Origin of the sequence: Providencia sp. wls1943, assembly GCF_009706275.1 — a bacterium.
Lineage (GTDB): Bacteria > Pseudomonadota > Gammaproteobacteria > Enterobacterales > Enterobacteriaceae > Providencia > Providencia zhijiangensis.
Genome location: NZ_WLTU01000023.1, coordinates 211,617 through 227,929, shown reverse-complemented (window position 1 = coordinate 227,929; position 16,313 = coordinate 211,617). Strand labels below are relative to the sequence as shown.

Annotated in this window: 10 protein-coding genes; 5 read left to right on the top strand and 5 right to left on the bottom strand. The window is 42.6% G+C overall.

The window, feature by feature from the left end:
• Positions 1 to 124 precede the first annotated feature (124 nt).
• Positions 125 to 1,030 carry a fructokinase gene (gene mak, locus GKR48_RS12555; RefSeq protein ID WP_154628316.1) on the top strand — a complete coding sequence of 302 codons (906 nt, stop codon included), beginning with the start codon at positions 125 to 127 and terminating at the stop codon, positions 1,028 to 1,030.
• Positions 1,031 to 1,530: 500 nt separating this feature from the next.
• Positions 1,531 to 3,480: a bifunctional 2',3'-cyclic-nucleotide 2'-phosphodiesterase/3'-nucleotidase gene (locus GKR48_RS12550; RefSeq protein ID WP_336431162.1), complete on the top strand. Its 1,950-nt coding sequence runs from the start codon at positions 1,531 to 1,533 to the stop codon at positions 3,478 to 3,480.
• A 262-nt stretch (positions 3,481 to 3,742) separates the two neighbouring features.
• Here GKR48_RS12550 and GKR48_RS12545 read toward each other — a convergent pair whose 3' ends face one another.
• From GKR48_RS12545 to sbcD, 4 genes are all read right to left on the bottom strand, one after another.
• A complete protein-coding gene (locus GKR48_RS12545) occupies positions 3,743 to 4,042 on the bottom strand; it encodes a hypothetical protein (RefSeq protein WP_154628315.1) in 300 nt (99 codons plus the stop codon).
• A 453-nt stretch (positions 4,043 to 4,495) separates the two neighbouring features.
• On the bottom strand, positions 4,496 to 5,095 hold the full coding sequence (locus GKR48_RS12540) for a nitroreductase family protein (protein ID WP_036953792.1): 600 nt from the start codon (positions 5,093 to 5,095) through the stop codon (positions 4,496 to 4,498).
• Positions 5,096 to 5,311: 216 nt separating this feature from the next.
• A complete protein-coding gene (locus GKR48_RS12535) occupies positions 5,312 to 8,995 on the bottom strand; it encodes an SbcC/MukB-like Walker B domain-containing protein (RefSeq protein WP_336431161.1) in 3,684 nt (1,227 codons plus the stop codon).
• 2 nt (positions 8,996 to 8,997) lie between these two features.
• Positions 8,998 to 10,212: an exonuclease subunit SbcD gene (gene sbcD / locus GKR48_RS12530; protein ID WP_154628314.1), complete on the bottom strand. Its 1,215-nt coding sequence runs from the start codon at positions 10,210 to 10,212 to the stop codon at positions 8,998 to 9,000.
• A gap of 333 nt (positions 10,213 to 10,545) precedes the next feature.
• Here sbcD and phoB point away from each other — a divergent pair, with 333 nt between their 5' ends.
• From phoB to brnQ, 3 genes are all read left to right on the top strand, one after another.
• A complete protein-coding gene (phoB, locus tag GKR48_RS12525; RefSeq protein ID WP_036953802.1) occupies positions 10,546 to 11,235 on the top strand; it encodes a phosphate regulon transcriptional regulator PhoB in 690 nt (229 codons plus the stop codon).
• A gap of 23 nt (positions 11,236 to 11,258) precedes the next feature.
• Positions 11,259 to 12,578, top strand: coding sequence for a phosphate regulon sensor histidine kinase PhoR (phoR, locus tag GKR48_RS12520; protein WP_336431160.1), 1,320 nt, complete (start codon positions 11,259 to 11,261; stop codon positions 12,576 to 12,578).
• A 494-nt stretch (positions 12,579 to 13,072) separates the two neighbouring features.
• Positions 13,073 to 14,401 (top strand): branched-chain amino acid transport system II carrier protein, encoded by a 1,329-nt coding sequence (brnQ, locus tag GKR48_RS12515; RefSeq protein WP_154628313.1) that lies wholly within the window; start codon positions 13,073 to 13,075, stop codon positions 14,399 to 14,401.
• Positions 14,402 to 14,475: 74 nt separating this feature from the next.
• On the opposite strand, the gene ggt is transcribed toward brnQ, so the two are convergent.
• Complete coding sequence (gene ggt / locus GKR48_RS12510) at positions 14,476 to 16,242, bottom strand: gamma-glutamyltransferase (RefSeq protein WP_154628312.1); 1,767 nt, start codon at positions 16,240 to 16,242, stop codon at positions 14,476 to 14,478.
• Positions 16,243 to 16,313: the final 71 nt, after the last annotated feature.

Here is a 16,313-nt window from a genome sequence, read left to right as displayed (position 1 = left end):
GCGAATTGTCCGTTATTAAGCGAAAAAAAATGCCCGCCATTTTGCGGGTTTTACTTTCTATAAAGGTCGCCTAATAATGTAAGCAGGCAATTAAATGAAAAATCGATAATAAGCGAGTGCCATTATGAGAATAGGGATTGATTTAGGCGGTACAAAAATTGAAGTGGTCGCGCTGGATGATGGCGGCAATATTCTATTTCGTCAGCGTATACCAACGCCGAGAGGGGATTATCAAGGCACTCTTGATGCAATTAAGCATTTAGTTGATGAGGCAGAAACCTCAACAGGGCAAGTCGGGAGTGTGGGGTTAGGGATCCCCGGAACACTTTCTCCAGTGACGGGAAAAGTGAAAAATGCCAATTCCACATGGTTAAACGGACAACCATTCGATAAAGATCTCGCTGAATGTTTAGGTCGCTCTGTCAAAATGGCGAATGATGCCAATTGCCTTGCCGTTTCAGAGGCCGTCGATGGCGCAGGGGCAGGCGCTAAAGTGGTGTTTGCCGTGATCATCGGAACGGGCTGCGGAGCAGGGATCGCCATTAATGGGCAAGTTCACTCTGGCGGAAATGGTGTAGCAGGTGAGTGGGGACACAACCCTTTACCATGGCAAGATGACCAAGACCGACTATTTCTGGCAGACGAAAAATGTTATTGCGGACTGACTGGCTGTACTGAGCAATTTGTTTCCGGTACCGGCTTTATGGCGGATTATAAGAAACTGGCCGGAGAATCTAAAACAGGCACCGAAATTATTCAATTAGCAAAAAATGGCAATAAACACGCGATAAAAGCCTTTGAACATTACCAAAATCGCCTAGCAAAAGCATTAGCACAAGCCGTCAACATGCTAGACCCAGACGTCATAGTGCTAGGAGGCGGAATGAGCAACGTCGATGCGCTCTATGAAAATCTGCCAGAAAAGATTCGCCAATGGGTGTTTGGTAGAGAGTTTGATACGCCAATTCGGAAGGCGGAACATGGGGATTCGAGTGGGGTGAGAGGTGCCGCTTGGCTATGCTCTTCCTAATTTGCCCCCTGACGTTGTTAGCTGCTCTCTCTAGCCCTAGTCACATACTTGTGTATGCTCCTAGGGTCTAGTTCGTTGGCTGCCTAGTCATGAGGTAAATTAGTTTGAGCATGTTACAGAGTTAAAAAGGCAAAAGATAAAAAGCAAAAGAAGGGCAAAAGATAAAAATGAGCTGGTGGATTTGGCTACTGATAAAGTGAGTGTCGGTGAGTTATTCGGGGAATAGCGGGTTTTATCGATAACTCAAATAATAGCGGTGATTTTTATCGGATAAATCTATTTTTGTGAGCTATATAAAAGTCGGGATTCATAAATGGACTAAAACCGTGATTTAGTCACAAAAAATGGTTACTGTTTGCAGGCATTATCATTAAAACTTGATATCTAACACGCAGTGACAGGCTCAATTTCGGGTATCGTTGGTTTTTGCTCAATAACCATGAAATGAATCTGGACTTTATGAGAGGCATTCTCTCAAAAGGCAACAAAGGGGATTTAACGTGAAAAAGGCTCTAAAACTTTCATCTTTGGCACTGCTGGTGGCATTTAATGTCAACGCTGCCACGGTTGACTTGCGTGTCATGGAAACATCCGATGTACACAGCAACCTCATTGACTTCGACTACTACAAAGACAAATCTACCGAACAATTTGGACTGGTACGTACTGCGACATTAATCAAAGCTGCGAAAAATGAAGCCACCAACGCTATCCTCGTGGATAACGGTGACTTAATCCAAGGTAGTCCACTGGCTGACTATATGGCCAACAAAGGCTTGAAAGAAGGGGAATCTCACCCTGCTCATAGCTTAATGAACACCATGGGCTACACCGTCGGTAACTTCGGTAACCACGAGTTCAACTTTGGTTTAGATTACCTGAAAAAAGCTATCGCGGGTGCAAAATTCCCTTACGTCAACGCCAACATTGTTGATGCTAAAACGGGTGAAAACTACTTCAAACCGTACATCATTGTTGATACGCCGGTAAAAGACCGTGATGGTAAAACACACACCATTAAAGTCGGTTATATCGGTTTTGTGCCGCCACAAATCATGATTTGGGATAAACCAAACTTAGAAGGCAAAGTGAAGGTGAATGACATCACTGAAACGGCTAAAAAGTTTGTGCCACAAATGAAAAAAGAGGGCGCTGACCTGATTGTGGCAATTCCTCACTCAGGATTCTCACAAGAGCCATACAAAGCGATGGCAGAAAATTCGGTTTACTATCTCAGCGAAGTGCCGGGCATCAACGCCATTATGTTTGGTCACTCACACGGTGTGTTCCCAAGCAAAGAATTTGCCGATATTAAAGGCGTTGATGTGGCAAAAGGCACCGTCAACGGTATTCCAGCAGTTATGCCAGGACAGTGGGGTGATCATTTAGGTGTGGTTGATTTGGTGGTTAACAATGACAGCGGCGATTGGAAAGTGGTTGAAGCTCAAGCCCATGCCCGCCCTGTTTATGATAAAGCCAACAAGAAAGCACTGGTTGAGCGCGATGAATCGCTTGTGAAAATCATCCAAGAGCAGCATCAAGGGACCCGTGATTTCGTGGGTAAACTGATTGGTAAAGCCTCTGAAAACATGTACAGCTACTTGGCATTAGTTCAAAGCGATCCAACAGTTCAGATTGTGAATGATGCTCAGATGGATTATACCCGTAACTTTATCCAAGGTGACCCAGACTTAGCTGACCTACCCGTATTAGCGGCAGCGGCACCATTCAAAGCGGGTGGACGTAAAAATGCGCCTTCTGAGTTTGTTGAAGTGGAAAAAGGAGATTTAACTTTCCGTAATGCTGCTGACTTATATCTCTATCCAAATACGTTAGTGGTTGTGAAAGCAACAGGTGCGGATGTGGTTGAATGGTTAGAGTGCTCTGCGGGCATGTTCAACCAAATCGATGCACAATCAACTAAACCACAAAGCCTGATCAACTGGGATGGTTTCAGAACCTATAACTTTGACACCATTAGCGGTGTCAATTACCAGATTGACCTGACTCAGCCAGCTAAATATGACACCGATTGCCAAGTAGTCAATAAAGATGCGAATCGTATCAAAAATGTAACTTACCAAGGCAAACCAATCGATCCTAAAGCGGCATTCTTAATCGCGACTAATAACTATCGTGGTTACGGCGGTAAATTTGCAGGTACTGGTGATGCACATATTGCGTTTGCTTCGCCAGATGAAAACCGTGCAATTTTAGCGGCGTATATCGCTAAAGTGTCTAAAGAAAAAGGCGAAGTGGTTTCGAAGGCTGATAATAACTGGTCCTTCACGCCAATTAAAACCGATAAAAAACTCGATGTACGCTTTGAAACTTCACCAAGTGAAAAAGCCGCCGAGTTTATTCAGCAACATGCTCAATACCCAATGAAAAAAGTGGGTACTGACGATATCGGTTTTGCTATTTACCAAGTTGATTTAACCGCTAAGTAATAGCAGTCATAAAATATTGATAACCGAAAGCCTGTCACTTGTGTCAGGCTTTTTTCATAGCAATGTATGTTTGATGGTATTCGTATGAAAAAATAATTGGGGAAAGAGTCATAGAGGAAAGCGGTATAGAGTCATACAAAAATAACTGGCTGGCAATGTGCCAGCAAAAGCGGATTAATACAGAAATAAAATTCGGGGAGTTTAAACTTAAGAGTAAATGGCAGCTCCCCGAAATATTATGCTTATTACATCTTCAATTAATTTATTCATAAGTCGCGTTTAACATAGGTAATTTACTGTATTTGTCATATTCAACTTTGACATACTCGGATTCCACTTTTTTACCATTTTGCAATGAACCTGAAGCGGTGACTGTTTTACCATTACGATAACAATCAATATTTACGTGAGTTTTTTGTGAAATATCCACTTCACACTGAGGCTCATAGATATAACCACCAAATGAAACTGTACCTCCTGAAGATGGGTTGGTATTACTAGCAAAAGAACAACTCGAAATGAAGATTGCCACTACAGTAGTTAATAAAGATAAACGTTTCATAGTCCACCCCCTTAATAACACTGACCACCATCCAATACTGCTTCTGTGCTCTTATTTTTAGTGTAGTTCAAATACCGATAATGCAAAAATAAAAGTTTAGTCTATAAGTAAATACTATTACCCTGAGGATATAACATATTGATATCAATCAAATTAAGGTTATTTTTCAGTTTTATATAAGTGATTAAAAATGCTGTTTTTTTATAAAATTGCGACCAATATATAAAAATGAAATATTATTTTTGAATAAGTGGTTGGCTATTTTGAATAATAATTAAGAGACTGTTTTATGCTGGGATAATTTGTGATAGGGGAGATTTTTGTATTGTTAAGAATTTAATGAAATTCAGATTTATTATATATTTAAATATATAATGCTTTGAGTGAATAAATAAAATAAAGCCCCTGCAAACATTTGCAGAGGCTATAAAGATAATAACGTTCAGTGATGAATTATTTAAATACTTTGAAACGAACGTCGTCGTCCATAAAATCTTTATCACCAGCAGGTTGCTCAATTGAACCAAATACCATTTGAGCGCGTAAAATCCAATTTGCTGGGATATCCCACTCTTGTTGAACTTGATTATCAATTAATGGGTTGTAGTGCTGTAATGATGCACCTACATTTTCCTGAGATAATGTTGTCCATACTGCCAGTTGAGCCATACCGCTCGCTTGTTCTGACCAGATAGGGAAGTTATCTGCATAGAGTGGGAATTGTTCTTGTAAACCAGTGACGACATTTTTATCTTCAAAGAAAAGAACGGTACCAGCACCTGCTGCAAAGCTATTAATTTTTTGTTCTGTTCCAGCAAAAGCGGCTTCAGGAACGATAGCGCGTAACGCTTCTTTGGTGATATTCCACAGTTTTTTATGTTCTGCACCAAATAACACCACAATACGCGAAGTTTGTGAGTTAAATGCTGATGGGGAGTGCTTAACTGCTTCTTTGATAAGCCCAGCTACTTTCTCTTCCGAGATTGGTAATGAATCGCCTAAGTTATAAATAGTGCGACGATTTTTAATCATTTCGATAAATGCGTTAGACATGTTTGTCCCCTTGCTTTTGTTTAGAGCACGGCAATTTATTGAACAACCTCAGAAGCCGTAACTTGTTTCGAAGTAAATTGTTTCGATGTGAATAACTATAAAGGTATCCCAACCAAATCATAGAAAAAAAATTTAACCTTAATGTTCAAATTTTTGAATGTTGTTATAAAAACATAATAAATTCATTGTGTTATTTTGATTTTTAACTCTGTTCAGTTAACTAACACGATAATGACTTGGAAGTTCACTAAAGCCGAGTCCGTTAGTTTTTTTCACCGCAATTTGTACAGGAATTCGTTCTTTCATCGCTTCCACATGGCTAATCACACCAATGGTTTTTCCTGATGCATTTAGGCTTTCTAATGCATCTAGGGCTATGTCTAAAGTTTCAGCGTCTAGCGTACCAAAACCTTCATCTAAAAAGAGTGATTCCAATTGCGTGCGATGGCTCACCATGTCAGAGAGTGCAAGGGCTAGCGCGAGACTGACTAAGAAACTTTCCCCTCCTGAAAGGGTTTTCGTATCGCGAATGCTATCCCCTTGCCAACCATCAATAACCTGCAATTCGAGGTTGGCTAAATGACTGCGTTGCAGTAAGTAGCGACCATGCAATTTATCGAGTTGTTGGTTCGCGAGCGAGACTAAACAGTCAAGGGTTAGCCCTTGAGCATAGCGACGGAATTTATCCCCTTCAGCGGATCCAATTAAGGTATTGAGATAACTCCAATCATCGTAGCTTAATTGGCTCTGTTCAATTTTATTCAATAACTCGCGCTGTTGGTGACGCTGTTGCTGATCTCGCTCAAGCTGGTTAATGATTTGACCTTGTTGCTGGTTCAATATCTTGATTTGGCTCTCTAATTGTTCGAGAGTTTGCTGAATTTGTTCCACTGAAAACTCAGCAAACTCCACTAAACGCTGTTGCTCATGATTTGCCATTGCTGACAGGCTTTCTTGGTAGCGAGTTTCGGCTTCCAGCCGCTGTTGAGTGACTCGCTGTTTAAGCCGCTCCAGCTCCATTTTCTCTTCGGTAGGTAGTAAGGCATTAAGGAATTGCTCTTGAGTCGAGAAAGGGCTGCTACTGAGTGCAGCAACAAACTGAGCGTGAGCGGCTAACTGTCGTTGATTTAGTTGCTTCAATTGGTGATTAAGCTCTTGGGCACTCCCATTGAGTGCAGAAATATTTTTATCTATTGTGCTAATTTGTTCTGAAAGCGTATCAACTTGATGTGAGTATTGAGCTTGTTTTTCTTGCATTTTTTGAATGAAAACAGCAACTGTTTGGCCTTCTAACAGATTCTGGCGCTGCGTGTTCTTTTGTTCAATTTGTTGATTCAATTGCTCTAGTTGCTGTTGTTGAGCAGAAAGTTGCTGAGCTAGTTGCTGAGTATTCGCTGTTTCAGCTGTGAGCGTTGCCGTATCAACTTCAATATTTTTCGTGATTTGCAGGAAGGTTGCTTTTTGCGCTTCATAATATTGCCCGCGTTGCTCAATCTCTTGTAGCCAAGTGGTAAATTGTGCTTGGCTTGGTAGGGTAAGATTAAATGGCGCCAGCGAGTCTGTAAGCTGCTGTGTTTGTTGTGCTAAGCGTTGCTGCAAAGATTGCTGCTCAGCTTGATTTTCTTCTAATTGTTGGGAGTGATGCTTAAGTTTCTCATCAAGGAGAGATAACTCAGAGAACAGCTGTTTGGCTTGAGTTTGCTGTTCATAATATTGGTTTTTAGCCTCTTGGTACTGACGCTCTAACTGTGCAAATTCGTTGATGATGGCTTGCTGAGCGGTAAGCTCTTCTTGTAATTCAACGAGGGATTGCTCTACCGCTGACGCGGTTTTGGCTAGTTCAGGTATATGTGCTTGCTCACATGCTTTTAGCCATTGATTGTTCAGGTTATTGAACTGCTCTTGTAGTTGTTTTTGAGCTAATTCGTTATCTTGCTGGCGGCGTTTGTCTGCTTGCAATAAGGCTTGCTGCTCAGTGAGCTTTTGTTTTTCGGTCTCCATTTGAGTCATCAGCGTAGCCAGTTGTTGCTGAGTCTCATTGGGCATAACGGCTTGATATGATGCCAAAGCCGGGTGCTCCAACGAGCCACAAAGAGGGCATGGATCTCCTTCAATGAGCTGTTGGCGCTCATGTTCCAAGCTGACAATTTTTTGTTCTAGCTGAAGTTTTTGCTCTAAAATTTGTCGTTGAGGCAGGAGCTGAGTCACTCTATCTTGCGTAATGGCAACCTGTTGCTCTAATCGGTTGATAGATTCGCCGAGTTGGTTTTGTAACTGTGTTTGTGACTGTAATTGCAGCTGTTTTTCTTCATATTGAGTCAGTAAAACAGGTAATATTTTCACATGCTGCAAACGCTCTTGTCGCTGTGAAATCGCAGCCTTAATTTCTTCGGTATTGTACTTTTGTTTATATTCCTGAAACTGCTTTTCGAGCAGATTAAAGCGAGAATACTGCTCTTCTAAATGGCTTTGAGCCTGTTGAGATTCTTTGGATTTTTGCTGCTGAACCTGTTGTAGGGTTTGCCATTCAAGGTTGATAACTTGCTGTTTTTTATGGTTTTGTACTAGGCGTTCTGTAAGTTCATAAATAAATTTCCCTTGCTGTTGCCAGCTTCCGAGTTGCGTGACAATCTGGGCATCATTTTGATGTTCTTGTAGAAATAACTGGGTTGTATTCAACTCATTATTAGCATGAAGAATTTTCTGCTGGGTACTTTCTACACTCGATTTTTTCTGCAAATATTCGCCATTTAGCTGATTTATTTGCTCGGCTAATTGGTTTTTCTGCTGGTTAAGTTGTGCGAGTAAATTGTCGAGTGGTCGCACTTCGTTATCGATCATCGCCGTGGTTTTTTGTACCCACTCTTTATATTGATTTTGCTCCGACTGAGCTTGAGTGTGTTGGGCGACCAATGGCAAGCGCTGCTTTTGAGCGTCTTCTAAAAGTAATGTCGTGCGTTGCTGTTTTTGGGTCTGTTCATCGAGTTGAGTTTGCAAGCTTTGCACGGCCAACCAATCAGGGCGTAGAGCTTCTGCAGGGGCGCTTTGTGCCAGCTTATGTAAGCTGGGTTCGGCGGCTTGATATTGTTGTTGAGCTTGCTGCTGTGCAATCTGTAATCGCTGAGTATTTTGCAGCAATTGTTGATGTTGCTGATGCCATGTTAGCGCTTGTTGATGGCGGTTTTTATTCTGGCTCAGTTGCTGTTCTTGCGCTAAATATTGTTGCTGTTTTTCAACGAGTTCTTGATGCTCTGATTCAGTAAGTAAGTTAATGCTGCCCGCTTGCGCTCGAAGAATATCGAGATCGGTTTTAGCTTGTTTATGTTGGTTAAAAATATACACCGAAATCTGGCTGTAAATTTCGGTGCCAGTGATTTCTTCTAGTAAATCGGCACGCTCTTTTTCGGTAGCGTTTAAAAAGGCTGCAAAATCCCCTTGAGAGAGCAAAATGGATTTCGTGAAACGCCCAAAATCTAGCCCGGTGATTTGCACAATTTTCTCACGAACTTCACTGATTTTTTCTGCGATGATCTGCCCATCAGTGACGGTTGCCAGCTCTGCTTTTGCATCTTGCAGGTTACCATCGGGTTTATTGTTTGCCCGGCGTTGACTCCAAAATGCGCGATAAGCGATGCCTTTAACTTCAAACTCCACTTCAGCTAAACATTCGCCAGTATGGCGGGTCATTAACTCATTTTTGCTTTTTGATATTGCGCCTAACCGTGGAGTTTGGTGGTAAAGTGCAAGACAGATGGCATCCAATAAAGTGGTTTTTCCCGCGCCAGTCGCACCTGTGATGGCAAATAACCCATTACTGGCAAAAGGCTCTTCCGTGAAATCAATCTTCCATTCACCTTTTAGGGAGTTAATGTTTTTCAGGCGTAAGCTTAAGATTTTCACAGTTATTCTCCCTGCTCATTGCACAAGTTGGCGTAGGATTGCTTGAACAGCTGCAATAAACGCTGCTCTAAAGCTTTGTCTTCCAGTGACTCTTCGGTAAGTCGTCGAGTAAAAACTTCTTCGGCAGTCAGTTCATTTAATGTTTCATTCTGCGGAGTGAGGTTTTGACCTGCTTGTGCCCGTCGAGCTCGGCGTAGGCGAACAACTTCGACAGGGAGTTCTTGGGTGAGAGCCTCAATACGTTGCTGGATATCACCAAGGTAGTCTTGGGTGGCGACTTCAATATCTAACCAAATAGGGCGCTCATTTTCTTGGGCAGGTAAGTCCATTAATTGTTTTTGTAGTTCTTTCAACGAGCCTTTTAAACTCAATAGCGGCTGGAAAACGGGAATTGGCAGCAAAGTGACATTAGCAAATTGGTGCTGGTTAAATTCCACTAAGCAGATACTTTTTTGTTGTTGTGATTCGTCAAAACTGAGTGCAATTGGAGAGCCGCTGTAGCGAACATGTGCTTGTCCACCAATCAGTTGAGGCCGGTGGATATGTCCAAGCGCAATATAATCAGCAGGTGGGAATGCACCAGAAGGAAAGGCATCCAATGTACCGATATAAATTTCACGCACGGAATCTGTCAGTTCTGCACCGACGACGGTCAAATGCCCCGTGGCAATAATCGGGATATCTAAGCCCTGCTCAGTACGTTGCTCAACGGCTTTTTGGTAACAGCTTTGGTAGTGTTCACGAATGGCATTTTGTAATGAAAGTTGTTTTTCTTCACTGCTTTGCCCCGCAATACTGACTTGGATATCTCGTGGTCGTAAAAAGGGGATTGCGCACACTAACCCATTTGGGTTCCCTTGCTTATCTTTCAATGTGATGACAGGGGATTCGCTGTTTGATGTGATGACGTGAGTATTTAAATAACGTAATAACGCGCTGGATTCATTCAAAACAGAGACAGAATCATGGTTTCCACTCAAGATAACTAATTGGCAGCCTGTTTTTTGCAAATCAACAATAAACTGGTTATAGAGTTCGCGCGCATAACTTGGCGGGGCGCCAGTATCAAAGACATCGCCAGCCACAATCAGGGCATCCACTTGGTACTGTTTGACTTGCTCTATTAACCAACGCAAAAAGTGTTGGTGTTCAGCAGATCGGTTTTTAGTGAAAAAATACTGACCTAAATGCCAGTCTGAAGTGTGGATGATACGCATGAGCTAGCGGTTCCTGTGATTATGACGCTTTTACTATATTAATATTCTGATGCTTTATACTCATATTCAAACCATTTGGTTTGCTGTGTCACAGTATACTGTATATCGGTTCAGTGAAAGCAAAGGCATGGCAAATTAAATAGTAAAAATAAGAGAGTTGCGAAGCGCTTCGCAATGATAGCCAGATGTGGTGTTAATATTTCACTTACATGACATTAAGCTGTTAATCTAATGATAGATCTTGAATGCGCGTTAAGATATTCATAATTCTGTCACAAAACTGACGCATAATGCGGTCACATTAAAAATCTCTTCTTATTTACAGGAACAATCATGGCAAGACGCATTCTAGTCGTTGAAGATGAAGCGCCCATCCGAGAAATGGTTTGTTTTGTATTGGAACAGAATGGTTTTCAGCCGACAGAGGCTGATGATTATGATTCTGCGATAGCGCAATTGGTTGATCCCCTTCCTGATTTAGTGTTATTGGATTGGATGATACCCGGAGGTTCCGGTATCCAAGTCATTAAACATATGAAGCGTGATAGTGCTACGCGCGATGTCCCTGTCATGATGCTAACGGCAAGGGGCGAAGAAGAAGATCGCGTGAAAGGATTAGAAGTGGGAGCGGATGACTATCTCATCAAACCGTTTTCACCAAAAGAATTGATAGCCCGTGTTAAAGCTATTTTACGACGTATCTCTCCAATGGCGACAGAAGATATTATCGAGATGAACGGGTTAGTGCTTGACCCTACTTCTCATCGCGTTACCAGCAAGGAAATTCCCATTGATATGGGGCCTACCGAATATAAATTACTCCACTTCTTTATGACCCATCCAGAGCGAGTTTATAGCCGTGAGCAGTTACTCAACTATGTTTGGGGTGCCAACGTGTATGTGGAAGACAGAACGGTGGATGTCCATATTCGTCGTTTAAGAAAAGCGTTAGAGTTAGATGGACATGATAAGATGGTGCAAACGGTTCGTGGTACTGGCTACCGCTTCTCTGTTCGCTATTGAGAAACCATTAGGGAGAAACATGGGTGCTTGAACGCTTATCCTTAAAACAGCTGGTTTGGGGGCTGTTTTTATTTATTTTACCCGCATTGATACTGTCTGTTTTTATTGGGCATCTTCCGTGGCTGCTAGTGATCTCGCTACTCGCAGCACTCATTTGGCACGGATATAACCTGTTAAAACTCTCTGACTGGCTCTGGTTGGATAGAAGTATGCTGCCGCCGGATGGTAAAGGGGGATGGGAGCCGATATTTTATGGTATCTATCAGATGCAGCAGCGTAACCGTAAGCGTCGCCGTGAGCTAGGGCAGTTGATTAAGCGCTTTCGCAGTGGGGCTGAGTCCTTACCTGATGCGGTGGTAATAATGACCACCGAAGGCAATATTTTCTGGTGTAACCGCCATGCTCAACAGCTTCTTGGTTTTCGCTGGCCTGAGGATAACGGACAGCATATTTTTAACTTGTTACGTTATCCTGATTTTAGCCGCTATTTCACCGTGAAAAACTATGATCAAGCGCTGACGATTGAGCTTAACAGTGGTGAAATTGTTGAGTTTCGTATCTTGCCATATGCGAGTGATCAACTCTTGATGGTGGCTAGAGATGTGACTGAAAAACGCCGTCTAGAAAAAGCGCGTAGAGACTTTTTTGCTAACGTTAGCCATGAGTTACGAACGCCATTAACCGTTATACAAGGTTATCTTGAAGTCATGGATGATCAAGAGGGCACTTCACCGATGAATAAAAAAGCGTTGTCTGTGATGCAAGAGCAGACTCATCGAATGGATAACCTGGTGAAGCAATTACTGCAATTATCCCGTATTGAGGTTGCCCCTCAAATTAATCTTGATGAACAGATTAATATGCCGGTCATTCTTAAGATGATTGAACAAGAAGCGATTAGCTTAAGCCAAGGGCGGCACGAGTTTGAATTCAGTATTGATGAAAAACTTCGAGTTCATGGTAATGAAGAGCAGCTACGAAGTGCGGTTGCTAACTTAGTGTATAACGCCATAAACCATACGCCAGACGGTACGAAAATTAAGGTGAAATGGCAGCGAACCAGTAATGGCGCGCAGTTTAGTGTAAGTGATAACGGTCCGGGAATACCGGCTGAGCACCTTCCTCGCTTAACAGAGCGTTTTTACCGTGTGGATAAAGCGCGTTCTCGACAAGGTGGTGGGGGAACAGGGTTGGGCTTAGCGATTGTTAAGCATGCTGTTCAACATCATAGTAGCCAGCTCTCAGTAACTAGTCAGGTTGGCAAAGGCAGTGAGTTTTCATTCACATTACCGCCAGTGTTTATTGTGTCAGACAAGAAAGTGAATACATTAAGCGCAAAATAATCGAAAAAACGAAACCTTGCTAATTAAATCATCATGTTAGCAAGGTTTTTTGTTTTGCACTTTACCCTATATTGGTATTATTTCTAACGCTTACGCTATATTTTCAATTTTATCCTGCAATTTTCTTCATCTTATTCTGTGAATATTTCTTCGGTATGGTTAAAAAATGTTTTATTGGTGATTTTTTAGCCTGAATATATACGGGATATTGCAATTTTACTGACAGTAATCACTGGTTCTTAAATTTAGTTTGGTGCATTGTTCTTGTTTTCGGGTTTGCTCTTGCCTTTTTTCCCTATAAAAGTTTTACTTGTCGCCAGTTATTGGCGATTTTTACTGTTTTTTGATGTTTAGTATTGCAAAGCTAACCAAGACATGCATTTTGTATTGTTAATGTGATGTTAATCAGAACTCTATTTCGTCATATATGTTCCAATAGGTTACAGATGAAGTGACCTGTTTTTATTTCATAATTTACTAAAAATTAACATAATATGGCTCATCGTTTATCATCCAGAGATATCCTCGCCTTAGGTTTTATGACCTTTGCGCTGTTTGTTGGGGCTGGAAATATTATTTTCCCGCCAATGGTCGGTTTACAAGCCGGTGAACAAGTTTGGACTGCGGCACTTGGCTTCTTAGTTACCGGTGTCGGCCTTCCAGTTCTTACCGTCGTTGCATTGGCGAAAGTGGGGGGCGGTATTGAAGCGCTCAGCACGCCAATTGGCAAAACCGCTGGTCTGCTATTAGCTGTCGTTGCGTATTTATCGGTGGGGCCTCTTTTTGCGACCCCAAGAACGGCAACCGTTTCTTATAAAGTGGGTATTGCGCCACTGCTTGGTGGCGAATCTGAAATATCGCTGCTGGTATATAGCGCCATCTATTTTGTACTGGTGATCGGTATTTCATTATACCCAGGTAAATTGCTAGATAGCGTTGGGCACATTTTGGCACCAGTCAAAATGTTGGCACTGGCAATTTTAGGTGTTGCTGCGGTTATGTGGCCTGCTGGACAACCGATTCTGGCAACCCCTGAATATCAAAATATGGCATTTTCCAATGGTTTTATTAATGGCTATTTAACGATGGACACATTAGGTGCCATGGTTTTTGGTATTGTCATTGTGAATGCGGCGCGCTCCCGCGGTATTGAAAACTCCTCATTATTAACTCGCTATACCATGTGGGCAGGATTAATTGCTGGGGTGTTATTAACTCTGGTCTATTTATCGCTGTTTAAACTGGGCGAAAATAGTGGATCATTGATTCCAAATCCAGCTGATGGCGCTGATATTCTTCACGAATATGTTCAATACACGTTCGGTAACTACGGTAGCTTCTTCTTAGCGGTGTTGATTTTTGTTGCCTGTATGGTGACTGCTGTAGGGCTAACCTGCGCATGTGCTGAGTTCTTCAGTCGCTATGTACCAATCTCTTACCGTAAATTGGTATTGATTTTAGGTTTGTTCTCTATGGTGATTTCAAATCTAGGACTGAGTAAGCTGATTGCGTTCTCATTACCGGTATTGGTTTCGATTTATCCACCTTGTATCGTTTTGATTTTGATGAGCTTTACGTTGAAGTGGTGGCGTAACCCAACCATCGTGATTGCTCCGACGATGTTAACAAGCTTTGTGGTCGGTTTGATTGGTGCCGTGAAAGCATCTGATAACTTGAAGACTTATATCCCTGACTGGATGACGTCTATCCCACTATATCAGCAAGATTTAGCATGGTTATTACCATCGCTGGTTGTGTTAGTAGTTGCTGCGCTGTGTGACAGAGTTATCGCGCCATCAAGTGAGCACCATAAGCACGCATAATATATTGTAAATACTTAAAAAAATGCCAGTAGATGATAAATCTACTGGCATTTTTCATTTTAGTTATCGATTAATCAATTCACACCCACTGCGCTGCCCGCAGGGCGGCGAACATCGTTAGAGCCGTAAATAAAGCCTTCACGGACTTTGCCAGAAACAGCAGAGTCGTTGCCGGAAGATTTCGCACTCACACCCGCACCGTCAGGAATACCGATCATAATTAGCTCGGCAGCGCCCCATGGGGTCTGCTCCACCATCTTATAACCCATCTTATCGAGTAGCGCTAAACTGTCTTTAGAGACACCACGTTGCTCATAGTAAACCTCGTCAGGCAGCCATTGATGGTGAATGCGAGGGGCATTCACTGCTTCTTGTGGTGGCATGCCGTGGTCAATAATGTTTAGTGCAGTTTGCAAGGTAATTGAAATGATCCTTGAGCCTCCTGGAGAGCCGAGTACTAAGAAGACTTTGCCGTCTTTAGTGACAATTGTCGGGCTCATTGATGATAGTGGGCGCTTACCGGGGGCGATAGAGTTTCTTTCCCCTTGCACTAACCCATACAGATTTTTCTCGCCAACTTTGGTGGTGAAATCATCCATTTCATCATTCAGGAAGAAACCTGTACCCGGCGGGATCACCACAGAGCCAAATCGACCATTAATTGTATAAGTGGTTGAAACAGCATTACCTTTGTCATCTACGACCGAATAATGGGTGGTTTCTGGTTTTTCGTGAGGTCCCATTCCTGGTTGCACTTCAGTGGATGGCGTCGCTTTATTTGGCACAATCTCTTTGCGCAGATCGGCGGCGTACTGTTTGCTGAGCAGTTTACCCGTTGGATTATCCACAAATGCAGGGTCGCCTAAGAATGTATTGCGATCCATATAGGCATGGCGCATCGCTTCAGTGAGCGTATGAATGTATTCTGCGGAGTTGAAACCCATCTCTTTAAGATCATAACCTTCTAAAATATTGAGGGTTTCGCAGATAGTTACACCACCCGAACTTGGTGGTGGTGCAGAGATAAATTTGTAACCACGGTAGGTGCAGCTAACGGGAGTGGTATCTGAAATGGCGTAATCAGCAAAGTCTTGAGCGGTTAGGATCCCGCCATTTTTCTTCGATGCTGCTTCTACGATTTTAGGGATATCTCCTTCATAGAATGCAACAGGTCCTTTATTGGCGATTTTTTCCAGTGTGTTTGCCAAATCGGTTTGTACTAGTAAGTCTCCCGGTTGGTAAGCACTTCCATCCGGTTTTAAAAAGATCCGAGCAACTTCGGGATCTTGTTTGAAGCGTTCGGTCGTGGTGTCGAGTACATCGGTATCGCCACGGGTTAGGACAAAGCCTTCTCGAGCGAGTTTAATCGCGGGCGCCATCACTTGTTGGCGGCTCATAGTGCCGTATTTTTCAAGGGCATAATCTAAGCCTTTCACTGTACCCGGCACACCCGATGCGAGGTAGCCATATAAGCTGGCATCTTTGATAAGTTTGCCGTCTTTATCTAAATACATATCGGCGCTGGCAGCTTTCGGCGCTGTTTCTCGGAAGTTAATAAAGATATCTTTGCCATCCGCGAGGTGTAGCGTCATAAAACCACCGCCACCAATATTGCCACAGCAAGGGTTAACAACGGCTTGGGCATAACCGACTGCTACCGCTGCATCCACCGCATTTCCTCCGGCTTTTAAAATGTCAGCACCAATTTGTGACGCGAGGTGTTGAGAGGAGACAACCATGCCTTTTGTTGCTTCAACGGCAGGTTCGGAAGCGGCATAAAGTTGACTTGAAGTTAGCAACGAAATCAGTAGTAAAGAGGGGCGCCATGCATTTTTTATCATTGGTATCTCCCGATTTAGTGAAGGAAGTAACGCGTAGATGTAATACAAATAAATAATTTGTTAAATATTTG